Raw genomic sequence first — 24,136 nt, forward strand, 5'->3', positions numbered from 1 at the left:
TGGATGCCAAACAGATGAAGCTCAGCAAGAAAAATGCCGCGACTGTACGCAAAACCCTTAAGGGATGGGCTAATGAGGGTGTGATTGGGGAAGAAGAGCATCAGCGCCTATTGGCAAATATTGATGTTCAGCCCTTTGATTGGCGTCGGCTGGCCGGTTATGCCTTTCTTGCCGCACTGGCTTCGCTGGTCATCGCCATTGGCAGCCTGATGGCCGATACTTTCCTATTAGATTGGATTAGCCAGTTCTTCCGTTTTGATCCCCCCGTGAGAGTTGCAGTCACAAGTGTGCTGGCGGCGGCTTTCTATGCTTGGGGTTTTTACCGCCGCCGACAAGACCCCAGCAAAATCTATAGCAATGAAGCGGTATTATTTCTCGGTGTCATCATGACCGCTGCCGCCATCGCCCAACTTGGCGTGTGGCTGGATAATGGCAGTGGTCGTATTTCTGCGTTATTACTACTGGGCACGGTTATCTATGCGCTGGTGGGTTGGTTTGGTCGCTCGCCACTGGTATGGCTGTTCGCCTTGCTGTCATTGGGGAATGCCTTTGGTGCAGAAACCGGTTACCTCTCAGGTTGGGGAGCTTACTGGCTAGGCATGAGTTATCCCATACGCTTTATTGCCTTTGGTTTGTTGATGTGTGCGTCAGCACTGGCATTGCAACCTCAACTGGCCGCTCGCAGACTTGAGAGAGTTTCACTGGCCATGGGGCTGCTTTATCTGTTTATCGCCTTGTGGTTGTTGTCTATTTTTGGCAATTACGGCGACATAGACCATTGGTATCAGGTGCGCCAGATTGAGCTGCTTCATTGGAGTCTCTTGTTTGCCATTGCAGCGGGTATCGCGATTTGGTTGGGGCTAAAACGAGATGATGCCATGCTGCGCGGCTTTGGCCTGACATTTCTTGCCATCAACCTCTATACCCGCTTCTTTGAGTTCTTTTGGGATGCCATGCCAAAGACCATTTTCTTCCTGCTGTTGGGTATCAGCTTATGGTTGCTCGGTAGGCATGCCGAACGGATTTGGCGGTTAGGGCATCATGAAGATGATGTCACTCATTAACGTATATTCTCTTCGTCTTTGAAGCTGCAGGGGTGTTAGCTGCGCACACCCCTGCAGCTTCAAGAGCGAAGGGTTACTCCAACTGCTGCAACTCACCCGTTCCACTCACCCGCCAGCGGTGCTCACAATATTTCAACAGCGGGTTGTCCTGCTTACTGTCACTGTACCCACTGTAGAGTTTCAAAGGAGACCCCAGCCGCTGCTCTAATTGCACCACTTTCTCTGGCCCTAAGCAGCGCAGTGGTAGCACCCAGCCGCCATTACGCCGCGCCATACGGCTACCGACCAACTGTAAACGTGGCATGAATTCCGAGTCGTGATAAACCTGTTCGACCAACTGTTGTGGCGAGCCGGTAATCAACCATACATCGGTGTCTGTACGGTCCAGATATTGACGCAAGCGCATCATGACAACCGGAAACTCCGTCACTTTCTGTCGAAACTCCTGCACAAAACGTAATTCCAGATCTTTCAGGTGCGCTTCAGATCGCCCAAAGGTTATCGCCCACAGCAGCAGGCTCACCGGCCAGCGTGCGCAGCGCCCTCCCACCAGTAATCCCAGCCCAATGACTGGCAAGAGTGGAATAACCAACAAAAGATTCAGTGGTAAATGACGCAACAGAAAACGCAAAAAGCTGCCAAACATATCCTGCTGATGCAAAGTGCCATCTAAATCAAAGAAAACAACCCGTTTAACACTTTCCGGCTGAGGCTCTGCCCTGTGTTCAAAGGCCGATTTGGCGTGCTTCACACTCAAAACATCACTCCTATTTTCAATACAAAACCCACCTTATACCCAATAGATTTCATGATACAGGAAGGCGACTTACAAGCTCACCCCATGAGCTGATGACTCTGGTGACCACGAGCAGCCAACCCACCAGCAAATTGAAAGATGAAAGGTATTACAATGCTGCGCGCAGATACCCGTTATGTCGCTGTAAATCCGAATTAGCCTGCTCAGCACTGACACCTTTTAAGATCATCAAAATAGCGGGTTTCACTTCAAATCCCGTTTGTGACAAGGCATTTTCAGCCTCTGCGCGGCCGGCTCCGGTAGCTTCAACAACAATACGACAAGCACGATCAACGAGTTTTTCATTGGTCGCTTTCACATCGACCATCAAATTTTGATAGACCTTGCCCAACTTAACCATAGCTCCGGTGGATAACATATTCAGCACTAATTTCTGAGCAGTCCCTGACTTCATACGGGTAGAACCCGTCAGAGCCTCCGGCCCGACAACGGGTGAGATTGCTACCTGAGCCTCTTGTGCGATAGGAGAATCTGGGTTGCAGGAAATTGCGGCCGTTGGACAACCGAGCTGGCGGGCATAGCGTAGCGCACCAATGACATAAGGTGTACGCCCCGAAGCGGCCAATCCAACAACCATATCTGTTGGCGTCAGTTTTAAATCTTGTAAATCTCGCTCACCAAGCAAAATATCATCTTCAGCGCCTTCGACCGCTTTGAGCAACGCTCCGGGGCCTCCAGCAATGAGTCCTACCACCATGCCATGCGGTACACCGAAGGTCGGTGGGCATTCTGATGCATCCAAAACCCCAAGCCGGCCACTGGTTCCGGCTCCAAGATAAATTAAGCGCCCCCCCTGCTTTAAAGCTTCTGCCGCTAAATCGACCGCCTGAGCTATAGCCGGAATAACCAACCGGATCGCTTCAGGTACTTTGCGATCCTCATCATTAAAGCGAGTCAACATCTCCAATGTGGAGAGCTTATCTAAATCCATCGTGGCCAGATTGCGACTTTCAGAAATCAAAGCGCCCAAATTCATGATTTTTTCCTCATTGGATTTTTCACTCATCATAATTTAGTTGTAGCCGAAAGGTATCAAAACGCGTGTTTTCTTGTTCCAGTCATCGGAATCTTACAAAAAAAGAGTGCTATTCTCCCTGACTTGACCTTCGACTTAATTATTTATGGGTATTATTAACCAACTTGGCAGAATAATTTCCCCTATTCAGGAACTGATTTATGAGTAGTCTTCTTCGCATTCGTCAGCTCTATCCAACGCTGGCACAAAATGATCGTAAGCTGGCCGATTTCCTGCTGACCCACCCCGAGCAAGCACGCCAACTCAGTTCACAAAAGCTGGCGCAACAAACTGGCATCAGCCAATCAGCAGTGGTGAAATTTGCCCAAAAACTTGGTTATAAGGGCTTCCCAGCACTAAAGCAGGCTCTCAGTGAAATCATCGCGGCTCCTGAGCAGGCGGTCACGCTCCACAATCAAATATTGAGCACTGACAGTTTAAAGACGGTCGGAGAAAAGTTACTCAGCGAAAAAGCCGCCGCATTACGGGCCACGCTAGACATCAACAGCGAACAGCGCCTTGCCCAAGCACTGGAGATGTTAAAAGGCGCACAGCGGGTGATTTTGACCGGTCTGGGTGCTTCTGGATTAGTAGCAAAAGACCTTGCCTATAAGCTATTAAAAATTGGCGTGATGGCGGTATCAGAAACGGACATGCATGCGCAACTGGCGGCAGTACAGGCGCTGGATACGCGAGATTTACTTCTGGCAATTTCATTTAGCGGCGAACGCCGTGAGATAAATTTGGCGGCAGAAGAAGCGCAACGCTGTGGCGCCAAAGTGCTGGCGCTGACCAGTTTTACGCCCAACAGCTTGCAGCAGCGCGCTGACCACTGTTTGTATACCATCTCAGAAGAACCCGCGATTCGTAGTGCCGCCATCTCCTCCAGCACGGCACAATATGCACTGACCGACCTGCTCTTTATGGCCATGATCCAGCAAAACCTTGAAAGTGCACAGGATCACATTAAGCACAGCGAAGCACTGGTGAAAAAACTGGTCTAAGGACTCCAGAGGGGTATAATCCCGCGCTGTTGTGAATACTCAAGCTAAGGTATGAGAAATTATGGCCCTGTTGATCACTCGTAAATGCATCAATTGCGACATGTGTGAGCCGGAATGCCCGAATGAGGCAATTTCCATGGGAGCTGAGATCTATCAGATTGACCCAATGCGTTGCACGGAGTGTGTTGGCCATTACGAGACGCCAACCTGTCAGCTGGTTTGCCCCATTGATAATACGATTTCTATCGATCCTGCTTGGGTTGAAACTAACGAACAGCTATGGGATAAGTTTGTCCAACTGCACCACGCTGATCGTCTGTAATCTCAGTGATTTTCCCGTGAAATGGATGATCAGTGCCTCGGTTGAAGCACTGATCATAAAATCAACTCAATACTCAATCCGCCACTAAATAAACAAGCTGATCAGCAGCACCATCGCCAAGCCAACGACTGAGTTTGTCAATTCAAGCAAGCCCCAAGTTTTCAGAGTGTCCTTAATCGACAAGTCGAAGTAACCTTTAAATAACCAGAATGATGCGTCATTAATATGGGTAAAGGTATTCGAACCCGCCGCGGTCGCCAGCACCAACAACGCGGGATCAACAGACGTAATGGTATGGGTCACTGGGTCCATAACAGCGGCACCAATAATCCCTGCCGCCGTCATTGCCGACACCACACCCTGCCCGGTCGCTAGGCGGATTAGCACGGTAATTAGCCAAGCCATAATATAAGGTGATACACCACCTGCTGACATCAACATACCAATAGTGTCGCCGATCCCGGTATCAATGATGACTTGCTTTAGCGCACCACCGGCACCGATGATCAAGATGACCATGGCAATCCCTTTTACAGCCCCCTCAAAGGAGTGCATGACCCATTCCATCTTATGGCCACGCCCGGTGCCGAAGAGAACAAAGGCCACCAGCATCGCGATAAACATGGCGATCGGCGATGACCCTAGGAAGTTGAAGATAATGTATGACGTCGTCCCTTTCACCAGCCAGATGTTCGCGACGGTGGTGAAAATCATAATAAAAGCAGGAATTAACGGGACTAAAATAGACGTACCAAACGATGGCAGATTATTTTCATCAAGCGGATTATCCGCCTTCAGGAACGTTGGGATTGGGCGTTCCAAGTTGCCCAAGAATTTTGGCAAAATCAGCCCAGCACAAACAACTGAAGGGATGGCAACCAAAACACCATAAATATAAACCATGCCCATATCAGCGCCATAAGCGCTCACCAACGCAACCGGACCGGGTTGTGGTGGGAAAAGGGAGTGCGCGGTTGTTGCCGCAGCAACTGCAGGGATCGCTAATTTGAGGAATGGGATCTTAGCTTCGACGGCAATCGCAATGATAAGTGGAGCTAAAATAATAAAGGCAACTTCATAGAACATTGCCAAACCAAAGATCAAACCGATGATAATGACTGCAAACTCAACATACTTGAGTCCGAATCGACGCAGTAGCGTCTGAGCTATCTGGTGAGCCGCTCCAGAATCGACCATGAGTTTGCCGATCACCGCACCAAATACCACAATGATTGCCAGTTCGCCCAGTGTGCCACCAAACCCCGCTTTAATGGTATGCAGCAGTTTTAGCAGATCCATCCCAGCGAGAGTCCCCACCAGCAAAGCCGCTAGCAGCAAGGCAATCATTGAGTTAATTTGATAGCGGATATTAAGCAATAGCATCAAACCAATGCCCAATACGACCCACAGGATATTAATCCATTCCATCTTTTATTTTCCCCAGTAGTTAAAATCAATTTTTCTGGTATTACGGTTTTTATATTGGTCAGACCAAACTTAATCGTTGTTGTGAACAAAAAATCGCCTTATTACCGCCGTTTTTTACGTTACCCTCGTGCTACTGAACGCAGACTATCGACTTCATTGTGCAATTTGGTATTACAAGTAGCATCAATTGGGCGACCAAATGAAGCATTGGTTAACCAACTTGTCGAACAGATCGCAAAATTAAGATTTATTCTGGGGAGTTTCTTCGTTGTGCAATTGAGAGTGCACAAATGCCGAGTGGTAAAACCGAAGTGAGAGATAAGAAAACGGCTGATAGCGGGATAAAATGCATAACAAAAAAGGGCGACATTTTCATGCGCGCCCTTCAGTTTCCGCTCGCCACATTTTAGTGACGATGAACAGTGTCAACCTTCAAGAACATCAACTTTCAATAATAACGGTCGCACAGGCATAACGCCGTTCGTCAGCCAGAGTCACATGCAACGATTTCACGCCCAGCTCAGCGGCTAACTCTGCTGCACGCTGGTGTAAACGCAGTGTTGGCTTACCAAGGACATCATTAACCACTTCGAATTGATTAAATGCCAAACCATTACGGATACCCGTACCAAATGCTTTAGCTGCCGCTTCTTTGACGGCAAAACGTTTAGCCAAAAAACGTATTGGTTGTTGGTGCTGCTGATAATGTTGCCATTCCGATGGGCTGAGGATGCGCCGAGCCAGCTTGTCACCGCTGCGCTCAACTACGGCTTCTATCCTCGAAATTTCGACAATATCAGTGCCTAACCCAAGAATGGCCATTAACGACGCGCTTCCCGCATCAACACTTTCATATCCGTAACAGCAGCAGCGAGGCCAGACATAACGGCCTGACCAATAATAGCATGACCAATATTCAGCTCATGCATCTCTGGTAAGGCAGCGATAGGTTGGACATTATGATAAGTCAGACCGTGGCCAGCATTCACTTTCAAGCCTTTGCCCGCGGCGTAGGTGGCCGCTTTCGCGATCCGTACTAATTCTGCCTGACGAGCCAAATCTGAAGTAGCATCTGCATAAGCGCCGGTATGAATTTCAATGTAAGGCGCACCGACAGCAACTGCAGCATCAATTTGGCGCATATCTGCATCGATAAACAATGAAACCAAAATACCTGCCTCGGATAATCGGCTAACTGCTACGGTCATTTTATCAATTTGACCTGCCACATCCAGCCCACCTTCGGTCGTTACTTCCTGGCGTTTTTCCGGCACTAAGCAGCAAAAATGAGGTTGCAATTCGCAAGCGATATCCACCATTTCATCGGTCACCGCCATTTCCAAATTCATGCGAGTCTGAATAGTTTTACGCAAAATACGTACATCTCTGTCAGTGATATGACGGCGATCTTCGCGTAAATGTACAGTAATACCGTCAGCGCCAGCTTGCTCGGCGATGAACGCTGCCTGAACAGGATCGGGATAAATGGTGCCACGTGCATTTCGTAACGTCGCAATGTGGTCAATATTAACGCCCAGCAACAAATCAGCCATAACAGCCCTCCAGATATGGGTGCATCTTGAAAGATGACGGGTATAAGTGCTCCGCAGTTTACACCGAGTAAGCGGCTAGCGGATAGGCTACTGAATGGGAAAGTTGAAGACAGACACTGTAAACCATCGGAATACAAGACACTAGGTCAAAGGTTCAGCCGGTGGTTTAATCACAAATTGACGGAACAGCTCGCGGCTTTTTAGTGGCTTGCCCCCCAGATAAGGTTTCAGGGCAATACGCGTAAAGCGCTTGGCTGCACGCAATGTATCGGCATCAGGGAATTCACGATGTGCCAGCGCCAATAATTGACGACCGGTAAAGCTATAATGATCAATCACTAAGCTGGCGATAAAACCTTTCTCCTCCCGATACCGGTAAGTCATTGTATCTGATACTGGCTGACCGCTGCCTGCACAATGAAGGAAATCCACGCCATAACCCAAATGGGCTAATATCGCCAATTCAAACTGACGCAAAGCATATTCAGGCGATCCATCACTGCCAGCTAATGCTTGTAAGCAATGTAAATAATCGAAGAATAATGCAGAGTAATTGGTTTGATGTTCCAGAACGCGGGAGAGCAGCTCGTTAACATATAAACCGCTATATAACATAGAGCCGCTCAATGGAAGAGCCAGAGACACTGGCTCGGCACTGCGTAATGTTTTGACTTCACCACGCCCCGTCCAGCGGACCAGTAATGGTGTAAAAGGCTGCAAGCAGCCTTTTAAGTTGGAGCGGCGACCTCGCGCACCTTTTGCTAACACCCGCATACGGCCTTCCCCCTCAGTGAATAAATCCAGCATGAGACTGGTTTCACTGTAAGGACGCCCGTGCAGGACAAATGCGCGTTGCCAACCGTCCATCGGCGAGCCTTATTTCAGGTCGTCGGTATAGCCTAAGCTGCGCAATGCACGTTCGTCATCTGCCCAGCCTGATTTCACTTTTACCCACAGCTCAAGATGTACCTTGGCGTCGAACATCTGTTCCATGTCCTGGCGGGCTTCAATACCGATCGTCTTGATTTTTGAACCTTTATTACCGATGACCATTTTCTTCTGGCCTTCGCGTTCAACCAGAATCAGCCCGTGGATGTTATAACCACCGCGCTCATTAGGAACAAACTGTTCAATTTCAACCGTCACCGAGTAAGGTAATTCCTCACCCAAGAAGCGCATCAACTTTTCACGGATAATTTCTGACGCCATAAACCGCTGAGAGCGGTCAGTGATGTAATCTTCCGGGAAGTGATGTTCCGCTTCCGGTAATAACTTACGCACGATGTTGGCAATAGTATCCACATTCATGCCTTTTTCGGCGGAAATTGGCACAACATCAAGGAAATTCATCTGCTGGCTAAGGAACTGAATATGTGGCAACAGCTTGGTTTTATCCGTTACGTTATCCACTTTATTGATAGCCAATAACACCGGGCACTTCAGACTGCGTAGCTTGTTCACTACCATCTCGTCATCAGCAGTCCAGTTCGTTCCTTCAACCACAAAAATCACTAACTCCACATCACCAATAGAGCTACTTGCCGCGCGATTCATCAAACGGTTAATAGCGCGTTTTTCTTCAATATGCAGCCCTGGGGTATCAACATAGATAGCCTGATAAGGCCCTTCAGTATGAATCCCCATAATACGGTGACGTGTGGTTTGCGGTTTACGTGAAGTAATGGAGATTTTCTGCCCCAATAATTCATTCAGCAAGGTCGATTTGCCCACATTTGGGCGACCTACAATTGCAACAAAACCACAATACGTTTTTTCTACTTCGCTCATTCAAGCTCCAACTGTTTCAGCGCTTGTTCCGCTGCCGCCTGCTCGGCTTTACGGCGACTTGAGCCAGTACCAACGACCGGTTCATTCAAGCCACTCACCTGGCAGTGGATAGTAAATTCCTGATCATGTGCTTCACCACGAACCTGCACAACCAGATAAGAAGGTAATGGCAGATGTCGGCCCTGCAAATATTCTTGCAGGCGCGTTTTTGGGTCTTTCTGCTTATCACCAGGGCTGATTTCCTCTAAACGACTGCGATACCAGTCGAGAATCAGCCGTTCAATCGTATGAATATCGCTATCTAAGAATACACCGCCAATTAAGGCTTCTACTGTATCTGCCAAAATTGACTCGCGACGAAAACCGCCACTTTTTAATTCACCCGGCCCAAGGCGTAAACATTCACCGAGGTCAAACTCACGGGCCATTTCGGCTAGTGTATTACCTCTTACCAATGTTGCTCGCATCCGACTCATATCCCCTTCATCGACACGAGGGAAACGACGGTACAACTCATTGGCAATAACGAAACTTAATATAGAGTCACCCAGGAACTCCAAACGCTCATTGTGTTTGCTACTGGCGCTACGATGAGTCAGTGCTTGCAGCAAGAGCTCCTGCTGTTGAAAAGTGTAGCCCAGCTTCCGCTGTAGCCTATTTATTACGATGGGGTTCATGAGTTACCAATAGATCAAGAATGCGTCAAAAACTACAGCAGACGGAACAGGTCTGATTGGCCAATATTACCAAAACAAAACTGTTTCGTGTGCAGTGGCCCCCATAAAAGAGCCAACTCTTATCGCTCGAAAGGTTATTCTACAACGAGTGGAAATATAATGCTGCGTTTAAATACCCTGCTTACTTGAAGTTACAGCAGTGTTAGCTGCTCTTACCCACCCAAATCACTGACTTTTGTCAGCTCATTGGGATGCGCTCATTTGCTGCCTTGCTGTAACATCAATTACTTTGGGTAAATACCCTGCTTACTTGAAGTTACAGCATTGTCAGCTCGATTGCTCACAACGCTGTAACGCCAATGATGCAGGTATAACCAGAATTAATGAATTCCACCAATCCGGCTTAAACGAACTCCCGTTGGCCATTCACCTTCTTGCTTTTCAAAACTCATCCAAATAGCAGTGGCTTTCCCTACCAAATTGCGTTCTGGTACAAACCCCCAGTAGCGGCTATCTGCACTATTATCCCGATTGTCGCCCATCATAAAGTAATGGCCTTCAGGAACAACCCAAACCCCTAATGGTTGGTTAGGTTGCTGATAATAAGCGCCCAGTTGCTCTTGGCGACCTGGAACTGTCAGAATTTGATGTGCAACCGGCCCGAGGCTCTCGGTACGCTCACGTAGGCGCACACCACCATCAGGTACTGCCTGATTCAACGGGATCTGGAAGAACCCGGCAGAAGCCTCACCATTACCGCTATAACGGAATGTCTGTACAAATTCGCTTGGCTCCGACGTACTGTAAGTAATCGGCAAGGCACTATCACAAGAGGTGCCAGTATTACATGCAGGCTGAACCGTCACTTCTTTGCTGATTGGATTGTAACTAACCCTATCCCCCGGTAAGCCCACCACACGTTTGATATAATCCAACCGTGGGTCTAATGGATATTTAAAGACAGCGATATCACCACGCTTAGGATGCCCAGTAGGGATTAATGTAGTTTGGGTAATCGGGTCTTTAATACCATAAGCAAATTTCTCAACCAGGATGAAATCACCGATCAATAGCGTTGGCATCATCGAACCAGAAGGAATCTGGAAAGGCTCGTAAATAAACGAGCGCACGATAAACACCAATGCCAGCACCGGGAACACTGAGGCGCAAGTCTCGATCCAACCTGGCTGTTTTGCCGCAGGAGCTAGAGTCTTGTTATCTACAGCACAACCTGTTTGTGCCTTGATCGCCGCAGTTTGCGCATTAACTGCCGCAATTTTTGCCTGACGAGCCGGGCCCCATTTGAACCTCTCGAAGCACCAGATAACCCCAGTCACCAGCGTTGCTATCGCTAAAATCAAGGCAAACATGTTAGCCATCAAAACTCCTTATTTACTGTCTTTTCCGACATGCAGAATAGCCAGGAAAGCTTCTTGCGGTAATTCAACGTTACCGACCTGCTTCATACGTTTTTTACCGTCTTTCTGTTTCTGCAGAAGTTTTTTCTTACGGCTAACGTCACCGCCATAACACTTCGCCAGTACGTTTTTACGTAACTGTTTCACAGTTGAGCGGGCAATGATGTGGTTGCCGATAGCCGCCTGAATGGCAATATCAAATTGCTGGCGTGGGATCAGCTCTTTCATTTTCTCAACCAAATCACGGCCTCGATACTGGGCATTATCACGGTGAGTGATAAGCGCCAAGGCATCAACACGCTCATTGTTGATCAACACATCAACACGCACCATGTCTGAGGTCTGGAAGCGTTTGAAGTTGTAATCCAGTGAGGCATAACCGCGAGACGTTGATTTCAGACGATCGAAGAAATCAAGCACCACTTCAGCCATCGGAATTTCATACGTCAGCGCCACTTGGTTACCGTGGTAAACCATATTGGTCTGCATACCGCGTTTTTCAATACATAGTGTAATGACGTTACCGAGATATTCCTGCGGCAACAGCATATGACATTCAGCAATAGGTTCGCGCAGTTCTTCAATATTGTTCAGTGCAGGTAGCTTGGAAGGGCTATCTACATAAACAGTTTCTTGAGCGGTCGTAATCACCTCATACACTACGGTTGGTGCGGTAGTGATCAGTTCGAGATCATACTCACGTTCCAAGCGCTCCTGAATGATTTCCATATGCAGCAAACCGAGGAAGCCACAACGGAAACCGAAGCCCAGTGCTGTGGAGCTTTCTGGTTCATAGAACAAGGAGGCGTCATTCAGGCTCAACTTACCCAATGCGTCACGGAAAGCTTCATAATCATCAGAACTAATTGGGAACAGGCCGGCATAAACCTGAGGTTTGACTTTCTTAAAACCAGGCAAAGATTTTTCGGCTGGGTTACGAGCTAATGTCAGCGTATCGCCGACTGGCGCCCCCAGAATATCTTTGATAGCACAGACCAACCAACCCACTTCACCGCAATTTAGCACATCGCGATCAACGCGTTTTGGTGTAAAGATACCCAAGCGATCTGCGTTATAGGTTTGCCCTGTACTCATCACCTTAACTTTGTCGCCTTTGCGCAGCGAACCATTCTTGATGCGAATTAATGACACCACGCCCAGATAGTTATCAAACCAAGAGTCAATAATCAGGGCTTGCAATGGCCCTTCAGGATCACCTTCTGGTGGCGGAATATCGCGCACCAAACGTTCAAGAATATCAGGCACACCTACGCCAGTTTTTGCCGAACAACGGACAGCATCAGTCGCATCAATACCGACGATATCTTCAATTTCTTCAGCTACACGCTCCGGATCGGCAGCAGGCAAGTCGATTTTATTCAGAACTGGAACGACTTCCAGATTCATTTCCATCGCGGTATAGCAGTTTGCTAATGTCTGAGCTTCAACACCTTGCCCTGCATCAACCACCAATAAAGCCCCTTCACAAGCCGCTAAGGAGCGAGAAACTTCATAGGAGAAGTCAACGTGGCCGGGAGTATCGATAAAGTTAAGCTGATAGGTTTGACCATCTTTGGCGTGATAATCCAGTGTCACACTCTGCGCTTTGATAGTGATGCCGCGCTCACGCTCCAGATCCATAGAATCCAGAACTTGAGCGGCCATTTCACGCTCTGATAAACCGCCACAAATCTGAATAATACGGTCCGACAGTGTCGACTTACCGTGGTCAATATGGGCAATAATAGAAAAGTTTCTTATGTGCTTCATTTATATGAATTTTTCTCTAGTCGTTGTCTTTAATTAATTATTGGTGGACACAGCGATGGACTCAAACCCAAAACTACCCACATAAATATGCACGCATCTTACACTGTAAGTCAGCCTCGTGAAAGGCATCACACTTAGCTTGTTGCCTGATTTATCCTGTTAAAATGTATCAGCCGCATTCTGTTCGTTGCTATATAGGTTCGTCGCAATATAAAACAGAGGGCCTCCTGCCCTAGAGGCGAGTGCATTCTTATTTCAGTATGAATATCTGTTAAGTCACTTTAGGAAAATGCTCATATACCCAGTGGGTAGATAACCTAGAGTATTAATGTGATTTAATCACAACCAAGTGAAATATCCTCTTGGCGGCCCAATGGAGAATATTATGATTGACGAAGGAAAAATACTTAGCCGTCATGAATTGAGAAATAAAAACTCAAATTTAAACATTGGTGCAATAGTATTCATATTAGCATTAAGTTTTATAATTATTACACTGTCAATTACAACATCTATCTTTTCAAGCCCATCAATCCTTTCTATTTTATGTGTTGCTATCGCAGGAATTTCATTAAGTTCATGTCTTTACTTTCGGTTATATAACAACCCAATGTTTACCTATTTTCTTTACGAGAAAGGTGTGCGAGTTTTCAACCATCATAATGAAAACGTTTATTTCATTCCATTTAATAAAATAGAATACATTTATAAATATCACGCTGGAATAAATCCTAATGGTGGAATTAATGCCATGGCATTTCGCACATCAAAAAAACAGCAATGGAATATTATTATTAATAATATAACCAATGCTTACCCACTTATAAATACAATAATTCACCAACAAGTTATGCACGTAGGTGTAATTAGCTTAAATTCGTTATCTAGAGGAAAAACAATTGTATTTGATATAGTCAAAAAAAATGACAATGACTTTAAATCACTAATTTTAAAAATTGCCAATATGAAAAAAATTCAGGTAGACACAACGCCACTGTCACTCAGTGCGCAGTCTTTGATAACAACAAAAGGGGTAATTAATATCGAAGATATTTTACGTATTGAGACATTACGTGAAGCACATCATGACAAAATACGGCTATTTGACGCTAAGGGTAACATACTCTTTTCTGTCGATTACTCATCGCTTATCAGCGCTGATCTTTTTATTGCACTACTGGAGCATATGATACAAAACCGAATTCCAGCCTACTATGGCTAAAATTAATCTTGCTGGATACGTAAAGCTGTTGGTGGTAAACCAATCTGTAAAACAGTTGGTTGATAATCACTCTCTCCTTCAATTTTCGCAGCTAATGCCCTAGCCAATAAAAAACCGAGTACCGCACCTGAAATAGCGCCTAGAGCAGTAAAAGCATCAGTAATAAATAAGGCTTGAAACAATGCTCCTCCAGCAATCAACCCAGCAAGTGGTGTCAAATATACCAAGGAAGCAGAACGTAATAAGCTACCTTCGCTAATTCCAACTTCAACTTTCTGCCCCGGCTCTAGTGGCTGAGAAATCGCAACTTCTAATTGATGTTCAGACTCAGGCCCCAATTCATTTAATAAATGACTGCCGCATCCAGAACGTGCATTACAGCTCCCACAACCAGAATGTGGTTCGCAACGCAGAAGCGCAACCCCATTTTGCCATGAGATGACTGTCGCCCATTCTTTCATCATTTTGTTGGCTCCAAAATCACACTATCAGCAATACGTTTTGCTGTAGAAGGAGGAAGCTCACCGACTACCGTAATTTCTACATTATTCCGAGTTTCGGAATGAACTGTCCGCCGCCCTTGACGCAGAGACTGTTCTGAAGGTGCATCCTTACCAATAGGATTTACATTAACCGAGAAACTGAACAAACCATCTGTATATAACCGGGATTCAGTTGGTGCATCCATGTTAGGTAGTGTGCGACGACTACGTGAAACCTCAGTAACCCCTTCTGGCAACCAACGTGGGGCCCAATCAAAGTCCACCTTGGTTTTTGCCGGTAAGGTAAGTAATGGCGGTAAAGACAATTTTAATACACCTTGCAGGATCTCCTGAATAGGTTCGCCGACTGCAAAAGAAATTACCCGAAACTGCTCAAGAGTCTCACCATCGCGATCTAAAAGGTCTACTCGCATTGGGAGTTTTGTTGTCTCGTCCATCCAAATAATATAGCTGTATCGCGAACTGTCACGGGAGACGACTCTAATAACCTGACATGGTCGGTCAGCGACACGGGCGCGACCAAGCGCAATATAGTTATAGTATTTTGACAGTTTTTCAAAATCGGGGAAAACAATAGAAGGTAAGGCATCGATAATATGCTCACCGCTCAACGTGAAAGAGTCAAATCCAGGCTCGAAATAACTTATCTCATTGCCACGTTGAATAATCTCAGTCCGCGGGCCATCCATTCGCAGTAATTGCGCTAGTGTTTTTTTATCTTGGATAGCATGGCGATAGCGAAGAGAATCAATCCCTTGCTTATTAACATTGATGTAGGATAGCTCATAATTGAGCGACTGACTGGCACTGCTCATTTCTTGCAACATTGCTATCGGCGGGGTTTCCGCCGATGCAATTGTTGGCATGAACAGGCTGCCCGCCATTAAACAGACGGAAAACCAAAATTGCTTCATTACTGCTGCTGCATTCCTAAGGACTGAGTTCCAGGGACCTGAATAGCGGCTTGTGTAGATGATGAAGGTTCCTGCAGCGTACCAGTTTGTGGCAAACGACGTTGTAATTCAAAATCTTGCAGCTGAGTCATCATATTGACACGGCGACGTTGCTCTTGAACCTGATGCTGCTGAGATGTCCCGAAAGAGCCATCAGCAGGTACGCCGAAGCTGACTGGCGATGCTTTACCCATCATCGGTAATGTATTAAATGCAGGCGCTTCTGGCTGTAAGTTGCTAGATGTGGGCTGGTTATATTGTTGAACCCCCACAATAACAGCGAGAGAAACACACGCGGCAACCCCAACCTGAGTAATCTGGCTGGCCCATGGGCGAACTTTTTGCCAGAAAGGCATTTTCTGCCAGACATGAGGTTGTGGCTGAGATTCAGGTACAGCAATAGGAACAAAACGAGCTGGCTCATTTTTGAGCGCCTCTGCGACACGGCTGGCGATATCCAGATGCAAGACTTCACCAACATCCCCCCGCAGGGTATCACGGATTAAATGATAGCTCTGCCAGCTTTGCTGCAAGGCTTTATCTTTCGACAAAGAACCTATCAGCTCACTATCAAGAGTTTCTCCGTCCATCAGAGCGGAAAGCTTTTCTTTCTGCATGCCAAATACCCTTTATGTGTCCGCTTATCGCTGAATCAGCGGCTGAACTTTGTTATCGATAGCCTCTCTGGCGCGGAAGATACGGGAACGAACAGTACCAACCGGACAGTCCATAATAACAGCTATCTCTTCATAGCTTAGACCATCTAACTCCCTGAGTGTAATCGCCATCCGGAGATCTTCAGGAAGTGACTCTATGGTTTTAAAAACTATCTGCCTCAATTCCTCAGACAACATTAAGTTCTCAGGGTTCGATATTTCTTTTAATGCACCCGCATTTTCGTAATTTTCAGCATCATTTGCATCCACATCACTGGATGGCGGGCGCCGCCCCTGAGCGACTAAATAATTTTTTGCTGTGTTAACAGCAATACGGTAAAGCCAAGTATAAAACGCGCTATCGCCACGAAACGACTCTAGTGCACGATATGCTTTAATAAAAGATTCCTGAACCACATCAGGAACATCGCCCTGAGGCACATAGCGGGATACGAGGCTCGCAACCTTATGCTGGTATCGAATTACCAGTAAATTGAACGATTGCTGATCACCTTTCTGGACCCGTTCAACCAGCATCTGATCCGTTAACTGCTCGCTCATCCGAGGTGAACTCTCCCGAAATCTATCCCCACGCTAAAAGTTGTACTGCCAGCCATATCTTTATTTTCCTGAGCAAGCACACGCTTGGAGTTTATAAAAAGTGCAAAGTTCCATGTTGCCAGATTATTTGTCTGAATATTCTTTAGACATCTTATAGCCATAGCTTTTGCTCTGGCAGATAGGCTAACATGAATTTCACTCTTCTTCTGCACACATCATACGATATGCAATCATCATCTGAACACGTTAGCGATGTATTGATCATCGGGAGTGGCGCTGCCGGTTTATCACTGGCTTTACGTCTTGCGCCACATTGTAAAGTCACTGTTCTGAGCAAAGGGCCCTTGAATGAAGGCGCCACTTTTTATGCTCAGGGAGGTATTGCTGCCGTTTTTGATGAAACAGACAGCATCAGCTCACATGTCGATGATACCCTGATTGCCGGGGCCGGCCTTTGCGATAAAGAGGCCGTAGAGTTTATCGCCAGTAATGCTCGCTCTTGCGTGCAATGGCTTATTGATCAAGGTGTCCTTTTTGATACCGAGACCAACGCCAGTGGCGAAGAACGTTATCACCTTACCCGCGAGGGTGGTCATAGCCATCGCCGTATACTACATACAGCAGATGCAACAGGCAAAGAAGTAGAGACCACTCTGGTAGGCAAAGCAAGTACTCATCCCAATATTTTAGTTAAAGAACGCTGCAATGCCGTCGATCTTATCACGTCCAATAAAATTGGGCTGGCGGGGACGAAACGCGTCGTCGGTGCATACATCTGGAACCGCGAGCTTGAGAAAGTGGAGACATTCCGCGCTAAAGCTGTCGTTTTAGCCACTGGCGGTGCGGCAAAAGTCTATCAATATACTACCAACCCAGATATCTCTTCTGGTGATGGGATTGCAATGGCGTGGCGTGCTGGGTGCCGGGTCGCTAATTTAGAGTTTAATCAGTTTCACCCCACCTGCCTATTTCACCCGCAAGCACGTAACTTTTTGCTGACTGAAGCATTACGTGGCGAAGGGGCCTATCTCAAACGGCCTGATGGCACCCGCTTCATGCTCGATTTTGACCCGCGTGGCGAACTCGCTCCTCGCGATATCGTCGCCCGTGCCATAGACCATGAAATGAAACGTCTGGGTGCCGATTGCATGTATCTGGATATTAGCCATAAACCCACTGATTTCGTGATGCAGCACTTCCCGATGATTTACGAAAAACTATTGTCATTGGGTATTGATCTGACCAAAGAAGCGATTCCTATCGTTCCAGCAGCACATTATACCTGCGGTGGTGTTATGGTCGATCAGCATGGGCGTACGGATCTGGACGGTTTATATGCCATTGGTGAAGTTAGCTATACCGGTTTACACGGGGCTAATCGTATGGCCTCCAACTCATTGCTTGAGTGTTTGGTTTATGGCTGGTCTGCCGCAGAAGATATTCTGACGCGCTTGCCGACGGCCAAATTAGCCAAGCAATTACCTGATTGGGATGAAAGTCGGGTTGATAATTCAGACGAAAGGGTTGTTATTCAGCATAACTGGCATGAATTGCGTCTATTTATGTGGGATTACGTTGGCATTGTTCGTACAACCAAACGCTTAGAGCGTGCCTTGCGCCGGATTAATACCTTGCAGCAGGAGATTGACGAATATTATGCCAATTTCCGCATCTCAAATAATCTGCTGGAATTACGTAATTTAGTGCAGGTTGCCGAGCTGATTGTTCGTTGTGCTATGGATCGCAAAGAGAGCAGAGGGTTGCACTACACCCTTGATTACCCTGACCAACTTGAGAATCCAAAACCAACCATTCTCCATCCGTAAGGTTTTTTCAGGGCGCGATGTTTTTCAAAACACAGAATATCGCGCCCTATTAACTCATACATCTCACTACCTCGCCAGTCCGTGGCTAATAATTTAGGTAAAACTCACTGATTAGCGCGCAGAATTCTGGTGAATAGACGCCTTCAGATTGGCGCAGGTCCAAATGCTGATATTGAGTCTCGCCTGATTGGCGCGATAATGTTAGCAGCATCCGATGCAGCGGCTTACCGGGGCGATCTCTGATATCAACTTGGCAGCGAACGAACCAATGTTGTGCGACCGCAAGGCGAGCAAGTTCGCCCCCCAAATCGTGGGGTAAAACCACACAAAAGATCCCCTCCTCTGTGATAAGCTTCTCCGCGCAATTCAGTAAGGCGTCATGAGTGAGTGAACCGGTATAACGTGCGGTATCCCGGGCTTCATCACGACAAGCCACCGCCGGCGCAAAATAGGGTGGATTACTGACAATAAGGTCATACTGATGAGGATGATTTTCGGCGAACTGGTGTACATCTTGTGCATAAATACAAACTCGTTCAGCCCAAGGAGATTGCGCTACGTTGCTGCTGGCCTGCTCTGCCGCTGCCGGCTCCAACTCAACACCGTCAATCATCACTTCAGAGTTCGAACGCTGGGCAATCATCAGCGCAATCAGCCCACTGCCACAGCCGATATCCAGTACTTTGCGAGCTTTTTCTACTGGAACCCAAGCGCCGAGCAGAACGCCATCAGTCCCCACTTTCATTGCGCAGCGATCATGCGCCACAAAGAATTGTTTAAAAGTGAAGCCACCACCACGCAACGCCGGTTTTTTTTTCAATTGTTCGCCCACATTAGTCACCAGAATCTATAACCGGCGTAGCATAGGACAATATGATTGAAGGGAAAAGACATCATTACCGCTTAAACAGGTGAAGAATTCGGCTAACCCGTCTATAATCGGCGCCCCAAGTAGAGGAAGACCATGACTGTAACCAATTTTTCCGAACTCGATCTCGATGAACGCCTGATTGACGCATTGCGCGACAAAGGCTATGAGCGCCCAACAGCCATTCAAGCTGCGGCTATTCCGCCAGCTATGGATGGGCGCGATGTATTGGGTTCGGCACCAACAGGTACGGGCAAAACTGCCGCCTTTTTGCTGCCTGCCTTGCAGCATTTGCTGGATTTTCCACGCAAAAAATCTGGCCCACCCCGCATTCTGATCCTGACGCCAACCCGTGAACTGGCCATGCAAGTAGCAGATCAAGCGCGTGAGCTGGCCAAGCATACACAACTGGATATCGCGACGATTACCGGCGGTGTGGCATATATGAACCACGCGGAAGTCTTTAGTGAGAATCAGGATATTGTGGTTGCAACCACAGGCCGCTTGCTGCAATACATCAAAGAAGAAAACTTTGATTGTCGCGCAGTCGAAACGCTGATTCTGGACGAAGCTGACCGTATGCTGGATATGGGTTTCGCCCAAGATATTGAAACTATTGCCGCAGAAACCCGCTGGCGTAAGCAGACATTATTATTCTCTGCCACCCTAGAAGGGGAAGCTATCCGTGAATTTGCGGAGCGCATTCTGGAGGAACCAGTAGAACTGGAAGCCGATCCATCGCGGCGAGAACGCAAAAAAATTCTGCAATGGTACTATCGTGCGGACAATATCGAACATAAAACCGCCTTGCTAGTGCATCTGCTCAAGCAGCCAGAAGTGCAAAAATCCATCATTTTCGTTCGTACTCGTGAAAAGGTACACCAACTGGTCAGTTGGCTACGTGAAGCAGGGATTAACGCTTGGTTCCTCGAAGGCGAAATGGTTCAGGCCAAACGTACTGAAGCCGTTATACGTTTAAGTGATGGCCGGGTTAATGTTCTGGTTGCCACTGATGTTGCCTCACGCGGTTTGGATATCGATGATATCAGCCACGTGTTCAACTTTGATCTGCCACTAACTGCTGATGTTTACCTTCACCGTATTGGCCGTACGGGCCGTGCCGGGCGTAAAGGTGTCGCTATATCATTGGTTGAAGCGCATGACCATTTGTTGCTGGGTAAAATTGGCCGTTATCTGAAAGAGCCTCTGAAACCACGGGTGATTGATGAACTGCGCCCAACCAGCAAAGCACCAAGCGAAAAAACCACGGGTAAACCGTCGAAGAAAGTTTTAGCAAAACGTAAAGAACTAAAAGAAGCTAGTAAAGAGAAAGCAAAGGTTAAGGTTCGTCATCGTGATGCCAAAAATGTTGGTAAGCGCCGTCAACCCAAGGATAAACCTGCTAGCAAATAGAGTGGTGATTAACACCGCATTCAAGTAAAAAAGCCGCTGATAAATAGCGGCTTTTTTTATATTTATCTGATAAACATGAACTCTATTGCTGATAAATCTCGGCTAATCTTTTACCCCGCAGCCAGATATCCAACTGCCGATATTTTTGCTGCACTTCAGTGCTGTGCATACTCAATGGCGTCGTCGCCAAATACTGCTGGAAGGTCGCGCCCTGCTGGTTACGTAATTTAGGATCAGCCCCCGCTTTTAGCAGACGCAATGCTAAATCCGGGGCATTCGTCTTACCAGCCAGATGCAATGGAGTGTCTCCCATCCGATCAGCAAGATTGGGATCAACACCAGTGACCAACAACAAGATCACCTGGATCTCGCGCCCGGCCATCACTGCAGCAGCCAAGGGTGTCGCGAGTGTCACACTATTTCTCACATCGGGTCGAATAGGGTTTCTGAGTAGGATCTGCATGTAATGAGCATCTTGAACGCTTGCTGCGGTATGCCACGCAGTATCACCCTGCATCCCCGGCTGAAAAGGATCTGCATTTTCTTGCAACAATGCAGCCAAACTTTCGGGTTGTTGATTGAGAATAGCCCACTGCATCAGTGTGACAGACTGCTCGCCTTGTTGTTGTAGCAAGGTTTTATTAGCCAATTGATGGATCTGTTTTACATCTCCGTGAACAATAGCATCAGCGATTGGTATTACTGCAGGATCAGTGAAAGCAGTCGTAATCTCAGCCATTGCCTGCCCCTCAAAACTGATTAATGGCATCAAAACACCGTAAATGGCGTAACGTAAATTGCGTCTCACCCTCATTATCAGTGCTGATCCAGACATACTACCGCTCCCTAACTTATTGTTATATCGATGAACTAGACACGCTACCTCTACTTTTCACCACCTGGCTACATAAAGTGCTCTAAAGATAGTCTCAATACTGAGTTATGCTCAATAAATTTATCTATCGACACGTCGGATGAGTTCTTAAGTGGAATTGGTAAAATTTATTTATATAAAGGCAAAGATGTGATCAGACTCTAACTTATTGATTAATAAAATACAGATACAAAAAGGGAGCCATAAAGGCTCCCTAATATTTTTGAGATGTCATTGCTATAACATGAATTACAGACTTTCGGTGAAAGTACGAGTAATGACATCACGTTGCTGTTCAGGTGTCAGTGAGTTGAAACGCACGGCATAGCCAGATACACGAATCGTTAGCTGAGGATATTTTTCTGGATTCTTCACTGCATCTTCCAGAGTTTCGCGGCGCAGAACGTTCACGTTCAAATGCTGACCACCCTCAACACGCACAGTCGGTTGCACTTCCAGTGGAACTTCACGATATTCGATCTGACCTAATTCACTGACTGGAACGATTTGGTCTTCTGCATAACCTGATTTAGCGCAAACACAGCGCAGTTCATCTTTTTCGTCATCCAGCAGCCAGAAAGAGTTCAGTAAGGCTTCATTGTTAGCTTTAGTAATTTGAATACCAGTAATCATTTGGTGCCTCCGTAATACGGCTATAAATTCCAAGGGGGAGAAAACTATCTTGGTTATTTGGTAAAACCATTGTTGTCTTATTGTTCTATATACCAGTCAGACTGCCGCAATTCTTTGACTTAAATCAATCTTTCAAGCGTGGCGACAATCACGTCACTGGCAAATTTTTGTTTTATATCAATTTTATCAAATCAGTCCATCGCAATTATTTTTGTAAATTTTCAACATTTTTTATGTTAATCGAGCAAAAAACAACCATCGCGTCACAGACTCAGGTTTAACGGTTTCACTCGTAAGGGCGAACCGGTAAGCTAACGCACATCAATATCTTACCGAAACAAGGAGAGTGTTTATGACCGCCTCCCTTAGCTGGCACGATGTGATCGGCCAAGAAAAAGAACAGCCTTATTTTAAAGATACGCTAGCCTATGTGGCAGCAGAGCGCAGTGCAGGTAAAATCATTTATCCGGCACAAAAAGATGTATTTAATGCGTTTCGCCTAACCGAGTTGGATCAGGTAAAAGTGGTTATTTTGGGCCAAGACCCTTACCACGGGCCTAACCAAGCTCACGGACTATCATTTTCAGTCTTACCTGGCGTACCAGCACCGCCCTCATTGGTGAATATGTACAAAGAGCTGGCTACTGACATTCCCGGATTTCAGCGCCCCAATCATGGCTTTTTACAAAGCTGGGCCGAACAAGGCGTGCTGTTACTGAATACCGTGCTAACGGTTGAAGCGGGTAATGCCCACTCGCACGCTAACCTTGGCTGGGAAACCTTTACTGATAAAGTCATTGCGGCACTGAATGAACATCGTAACGGGGTTATTTTTATGCTGTGGGGAGCGCATGCACAGAAAAAGGGCCGAATCATTGATGCCCAGCGCCATTTTATTTTGAAGGCTCCACACCCCTCACCACTCTCGGCACACCGTGGTTTTCTTGGCTGTAAGCACTTTTCACAAGCTAACCAGCTATTACAACAGCAAGGTCTACCGCCTATTGACTGGCAGCCTAAATTGCCTACGTTAGAATAAAACGTTATTCACTTAGCCACAGACATAAAAAAGGCACCACAGAGGTGCCTTTTATCTGTCAGGACACCTTAGGCTTTCGCTTTAGATACCGCTACCATCGCCGGGCGCAGCAGACGGCCATTCAACGTGTAACCTTTCTGCATGACCATCATGACCTGATTTGGCTCATGATCAGCTGATTCAAGCATCGTCATTGCCTGATGAACTTCAGGATTAAATGGCACGTTAGTATCACCGACAACCTCAATACCGTATTTGCCAACTGCATCAAGTAATGATTTTAGGGTCAGTTCTACACCTTCAATCATGGCAGTCAACTCGGTATTGCTCTTATCGGCAGTATCCAGCGCGCGTTCCAAGTTGTCGATTACTGGCAATAATTCAGCTGAGAATCGTTCCAAAGCAAACTTATGTGCCTTTTCAACATCCAATTCAGTACGACGACGGATATTTTCAACTTCGGCCTTGGCGCGTAGCAAGCTTTCGCGCTCACGCTGTAAGGCTGCAGCCAACTGCGCTTCAAGCTCGGCAACACGCGGATCTACACCTTCACCCGTCTCTTGTGTCGCTTCCACTTGCTGCTCTGCTGCATTTTCCATTTCTTCCGAGACTTGCTCGTTTGGTGTTTTCTGTTCTTTACTACTCATGGATATCTCCGCGTTTTAGCATTAATCTCGCTACTTGGCTTATTATGGGGATCAAAACCGGGGATTCAAGGGAACCGGTCATAAT

25 protein-coding genes are annotated in these 24,136 nt (G+C 46.8%); 7 read left to right on the forward strand and 18 right to left on the reverse strand.

Going from position 1 to position 24,136, the window contains the following annotated elements:
* Positions 1-14: 14 nt before the first annotated feature.
* Complete coding sequence (locus HUZ92_RS12895) at positions 15-1,064, forward strand: DUF2339 domain-containing protein (RefSeq protein ID WP_050100921.1); 1,050 nt, start codon at positions 15-17, stop codon at positions 1,062-1,064.
* A 73-nt stretch (positions 1,065-1,137) separates the two neighbouring features.
* Here HUZ92_RS12895 and yfhb read toward each other — a convergent pair whose 3' ends face one another.
* Both yfhb and murQ read right to left on the reverse strand, forming a co-directional pair.
* A complete protein-coding gene (gene yfhb / locus HUZ92_RS12900) occupies positions 1,138-1,821 on the reverse strand; it encodes a phosphatidylglycerophosphatase C (protein WP_164908355.1) in 684 nt (227 codons plus the stop codon).
* 148 nt (positions 1,822-1,969) lie between these two features.
* A complete protein-coding gene (gene murQ, locus HUZ92_RS12905) occupies positions 1,970-2,887 on the reverse strand; it encodes an N-acetylmuramic acid 6-phosphate etherase (RefSeq protein ID WP_260653988.1) in 918 nt (305 codons plus the stop codon).
* A 170-nt stretch (positions 2,888-3,057) separates the two neighbouring features.
* Here murQ and HUZ92_RS12910 point away from each other — a divergent pair, with 170 nt between their 5' ends.
* On the forward strand, positions 3,058-3,900 hold the full coding sequence (locus tag HUZ92_RS12910; RefSeq protein WP_050140661.1) for a MurR/RpiR family transcriptional regulator: 843 nt from the start codon (positions 3,058-3,060) through the stop codon (positions 3,898-3,900).
* A 61-nt stretch (positions 3,901-3,961) separates the two neighbouring features.
* Positions 3,962-4,222, forward strand: a complete 261-nt coding sequence (locus tag HUZ92_RS12915; RefSeq protein ID WP_025379234.1) for a YfhL family 4Fe-4S dicluster ferredoxin — start codon at positions 3,962-3,964, stop codon at positions 4,220-4,222.
* An 84-nt stretch (positions 4,223-4,306) separates the two neighbouring features.
* Here the strand turns inward: HUZ92_RS12915 and gntP are convergent, their stop codons facing one another.
* From gntP to lepA, 8 genes are all read right to left on the reverse strand, one after another.
* A complete protein-coding gene (gene gntP / locus HUZ92_RS12920; RefSeq protein WP_050100834.1) occupies positions 4,307-5,650 on the reverse strand; it encodes a gluconate permease GntP in 1,344 nt (447 codons plus the stop codon).
* Positions 5,651-6,091: 441 nt separating this feature from the next.
* On the reverse strand, positions 6,092-6,472 hold the full coding sequence (acpS, locus tag HUZ92_RS12925; RefSeq protein ID WP_050100835.1) for a holo-ACP synthase: 381 nt from the start codon (positions 6,470-6,472) through the stop codon (positions 6,092-6,094).
* Complete coding sequence (gene pdxJ / locus HUZ92_RS12930; protein WP_050100837.1) at positions 6,472-7,203, reverse strand: pyridoxine 5'-phosphate synthase; 732 nt, start codon at positions 7,201-7,203, stop codon at positions 6,472-6,474. Before pdxJ ends, acpS begins: the two co-directional genes overlap by 1 nt.
* 141 nt (positions 7,204-7,344) lie before the next feature.
* Positions 7,345-8,070 carry a DNA repair protein RecO gene (gene recO, locus HUZ92_RS12935; RefSeq protein WP_050100838.1) on the reverse strand — a complete coding sequence of 242 codons (726 nt, stop codon included), beginning with the start codon at positions 8,068-8,070 and terminating at the stop codon, positions 7,345-7,347.
* A gap of 9 nt (positions 8,071-8,079) precedes the next feature.
* A complete protein-coding gene (gene era / locus HUZ92_RS12940) occupies positions 8,080-8,991 on the reverse strand; it encodes a GTPase Era (RefSeq protein WP_050100840.1) in 912 nt (303 codons plus the stop codon).
* The gene (gene rnc / locus HUZ92_RS12945; protein ID WP_050100841.1) at positions 8,988-9,668 is read right to left on the reverse strand and encodes a ribonuclease III; all 681 of its coding nucleotides are present in this window, start codon (positions 9,666-9,668) and stop codon (positions 8,988-8,990) included. Before rnc ends, era begins: the two co-directional genes overlap by 4 nt.
* Positions 9,669-10,048: 380 nt before the next feature.
* On the reverse strand, positions 10,049-11,047 hold the full coding sequence (gene lepB, locus HUZ92_RS12950; RefSeq protein ID WP_050100842.1) for a signal peptidase I: 999 nt from the start codon (positions 11,045-11,047) through the stop codon (positions 10,049-10,051).
* Positions 11,048-11,056: 9 nt separating this feature from the next.
* The gene (lepA, locus tag HUZ92_RS12955; protein WP_050100843.1) at positions 11,057-12,856 is read right to left on the reverse strand and encodes a translation elongation factor 4; all 1,800 of its coding nucleotides are present in this window, start codon (positions 12,854-12,856) and stop codon (positions 11,057-11,059) included.
* Positions 12,857-13,241: 385 nt separating this feature from the next.
* Here lepA and HUZ92_RS12960 point away from each other — a divergent pair, with 385 nt between their 5' ends.
* The gene (locus HUZ92_RS12960; RefSeq protein ID WP_050100844.1) at positions 13,242-14,078 is read left to right on the forward strand and encodes a hypothetical protein; all 837 of its coding nucleotides are present in this window, start codon (positions 13,242-13,244) and stop codon (positions 14,076-14,078) included.
* 2 nt (positions 14,079-14,080) lie between these two features.
* Here HUZ92_RS12960 and rseC read toward each other — a convergent pair whose 3' ends face one another.
* The 4 genes from rseC to rpoE are packed head-to-tail and all read right to left on the reverse strand — an operon-like array spanning position 14,081 to position 16,751.
* A complete protein-coding gene (gene rseC, locus HUZ92_RS12965; RefSeq protein ID WP_050100845.1) occupies positions 14,081-14,542 on the reverse strand; it encodes a SoxR-reducing system protein RseC in 462 nt (153 codons plus the stop codon).
* Entirely contained in the window at positions 14,539-15,495 is a 957-nt protein-coding gene (rseB, locus tag HUZ92_RS12970) for a sigma-E factor regulatory protein RseB (protein WP_050100846.1), read from the reverse strand. The genes rseC and rseB overlap by 4 nt, the downstream gene beginning before the upstream one ends.
* Positions 15,495-16,151, reverse strand: coding sequence for an anti-sigma-E factor RseA (gene rseA / locus HUZ92_RS12975; RefSeq protein ID WP_050100847.1), 657 nt, complete (start codon positions 16,149-16,151; stop codon positions 15,495-15,497). The genes rseB and rseA overlap by 1 nt, the downstream gene beginning before the upstream one ends.
* A 24-nt stretch (positions 16,152-16,175) precedes the next feature.
* The gene (rpoE, locus tag HUZ92_RS12980) at positions 16,176-16,751 is read right to left on the reverse strand and encodes an RNA polymerase sigma factor RpoE (RefSeq protein ID WP_005159396.1); all 576 of its coding nucleotides are present in this window, start codon (positions 16,749-16,751) and stop codon (positions 16,176-16,178) included.
* Positions 16,752-16,975: 224 nt separating this feature from the next.
* On the opposite strand from rpoE, the gene nadB reads away from it, so the two are divergent.
* Positions 16,976-18,577 carry an L-aspartate oxidase gene (gene nadB / locus HUZ92_RS12985; protein ID WP_174846834.1) on the forward strand — a complete coding sequence of 534 codons (1,602 nt, stop codon included), beginning with the start codon at positions 16,976-16,978 and terminating at the stop codon, positions 18,575-18,577.
* Positions 18,578-18,662: 85 nt separating this feature from the next.
* Here the strand turns inward: nadB and trmN are convergent, their stop codons facing one another.
* Entirely contained in the window at positions 18,663-19,409 is a 747-nt protein-coding gene (gene trmN, locus HUZ92_RS12990; protein WP_050100849.1) for a tRNA(1)(Val) (adenine(37)-N(6))-methyltransferase TrmN, read from the reverse strand.
* Positions 19,410-19,541: 132 nt separating this feature from the next.
* Between trmN and srmB the strand changes: the two genes are divergently transcribed.
* Positions 19,542-20,858, forward strand: a complete 1,317-nt coding sequence (gene srmB / locus HUZ92_RS12995) for an ATP-dependent RNA helicase SrmB (RefSeq protein WP_050100850.1) — start codon at positions 19,542-19,544, stop codon at positions 20,856-20,858.
* Between the two features lie 82 nt (positions 20,859-20,940).
* On the opposite strand, the gene HUZ92_RS13000 is transcribed toward srmB, so the two are convergent.
* Together HUZ92_RS13000 and grcA are read right to left on the reverse strand one after the other, a co-directional pair.
* A complete protein-coding gene (locus HUZ92_RS13000; RefSeq protein WP_145579627.1) occupies positions 20,941-21,597 on the reverse strand; it encodes an ankyrin repeat domain-containing protein in 657 nt (218 codons plus the stop codon).
* A 384-nt stretch (positions 21,598-21,981) separates the two neighbouring features.
* On the reverse strand, positions 21,982-22,365 hold the full coding sequence (grcA, locus tag HUZ92_RS13005; protein ID WP_050100851.1) for an autonomous glycyl radical cofactor GrcA: 384 nt from the start codon (positions 22,363-22,365) through the stop codon (positions 21,982-21,984).
* Positions 22,366-22,717: 352 nt separating this feature from the next.
* Between grcA and ung the strand changes: the two genes are divergently transcribed.
* Positions 22,718-23,404, forward strand: coding sequence for a uracil-DNA glycosylase (ung, locus tag HUZ92_RS13010; protein WP_050100852.1), 687 nt, complete (start codon positions 22,718-22,720; stop codon positions 23,402-23,404).
* A 68-nt stretch (positions 23,405-23,472) separates the two neighbouring features.
* On the opposite strand, the gene grpE is transcribed toward ung, so the two are convergent.
* Entirely contained in the window at positions 23,473-24,051 is a 579-nt protein-coding gene (grpE, locus tag HUZ92_RS13015) for a nucleotide exchange factor GrpE (RefSeq protein ID WP_050100853.1), read from the reverse strand.
* Between the last annotated feature and the right edge of the window lie 85 nt (positions 24,052-24,136).

The organism is Yersinia vastinensis (assembly GCF_902726565.1).
Taxonomy (GTDB): Bacteria; Pseudomonadota; Gammaproteobacteria; order Enterobacterales; family Enterobacteriaceae; genus Yersinia; species Yersinia vastinensis.

Bases quoted from the DNA above. Each gene is read 5' to 3' on its own strand.
- grpE (WP_050100853.1), bottom strand. From the start codon at position 24,051: ATGAGTAGTAAAGAACAGAAAACACCAAACGAGCAAGTCTCGGAAGAA.
- rpoE (WP_005159396.1), bottom strand. From the start codon at position 16,751: ATGAGCGAGCAGTTAACGGATCAGATGCTGGTTGAACGGGTCCAGAAA.
- rseA (WP_050100847.1), bottom strand. From the start codon at position 16,151: ATGCAGAAAGAAAAGCTTTCCGCTCTGATGGACGGAGAAACTCTTGAT.
- gntP (WP_050100834.1), bottom strand. From the start codon at position 5,650: ATGGAATGGATTAATATCCTGTGGGTCGTATTGGGCATTGGTTTGATG.
- HUZ92_RS13000 (WP_145579627.1), bottom strand. From the start codon at position 21,597: ATGGCTGAGATTACGACTGCTTTCACTGATCCTGCAGTAATACCAATC.
- HUZ92_RS12910 (WP_050140661.1), top strand. From the start codon at position 3,058: ATGAGTAGTCTTCTTCGCATTCGTCAGCTCTATCCAACGCTGGCACAA.
- HUZ92_RS12895 (WP_050100921.1), top strand. From the start codon at position 15: ATGAAGCTCAGCAAGAAAAATGCCGCGACTGTACGCAAAACCCTTAAG.
- rseC (WP_050100845.1), bottom strand. From the start codon at position 14,542: ATGATGAAAGAATGGGCGACAGTCATCTCATGGCAAAATGGGGTTGCG.
- rnc (WP_050100841.1), bottom strand. From the start codon at position 9,668: ATGAACCCCATCGTAATAAATAGGCTACAGCGGAAGCTGGGCTACACT.
- murQ (WP_260653988.1), bottom strand. From the start codon at position 2,887: ATGAGTGAAAAATCCAATGAGGAAAAAATCATGAATTTGGGCGCTTTG.
- rseB (WP_050100846.1), bottom strand. From the start codon at position 15,495: ATGAAGCAATTTTGGTTTTCCGTCTGTTTAATGGCGGGCAGCCTGTTC.
- nadB (WP_174846834.1), top strand. From the start codon at position 16,976: ATGCAATCATCATCTGAACACGTTAGCGATGTATTGATCATCGGGAGT.
- lepA (WP_050100843.1), bottom strand. From the start codon at position 12,856: ATGAAGCACATAAGAAACTTTTCTATTATTGCCCATATTGACCACGGT.
- lepB (WP_050100842.1), bottom strand. From the start codon at position 11,047: ATGGCTAACATGTTTGCCTTGATTTTAGCGATAGCAACGCTGGTGACT.
- HUZ92_RS12915 (WP_025379234.1), top strand. From the start codon at position 3,962: ATGGCCCTGTTGATCACTCGTAAATGCATCAATTGCGACATGTGTGAG.
- era (WP_050100840.1), bottom strand. From the start codon at position 8,991: ATGAGCGAAGTAGAAAAAACGTATTGTGGTTTTGTTGCAATTGTAGGT.
- acpS (WP_050100835.1), bottom strand. From the start codon at position 6,472: ATGGCCATTCTTGGGTTAGGCACTGATATTGTCGAAATTTCGAGGATA.
- pdxJ (WP_050100837.1), bottom strand. From the start codon at position 7,203: ATGGCTGATTTGTTGCTGGGCGTTAATATTGACCACATTGCGACGTTA.
- grcA (WP_050100851.1), bottom strand. From the start codon at position 22,365: ATGATTACTGGTATTCAAATTACTAAAGCTAACAATGAAGCCTTACTG.
- recO (WP_050100838.1), bottom strand. From the start codon at position 8,070: ATGGACGGTTGGCAACGCGCATTTGTCCTGCACGGGCGTCCTTACAGT.
- HUZ92_RS12960 (WP_050100844.1), top strand. From the start codon at position 13,242: ATGATTGACGAAGGAAAAATACTTAGCCGTCATGAATTGAGAAATAAA.
- ung (WP_050100852.1), top strand. From the start codon at position 22,718: ATGACCGCCTCCCTTAGCTGGCACGATGTGATCGGCCAAGAAAAAGAA.
- srmB (WP_050100850.1), top strand. From the start codon at position 19,542: ATGACTGTAACCAATTTTTCCGAACTCGATCTCGATGAACGCCTGATT.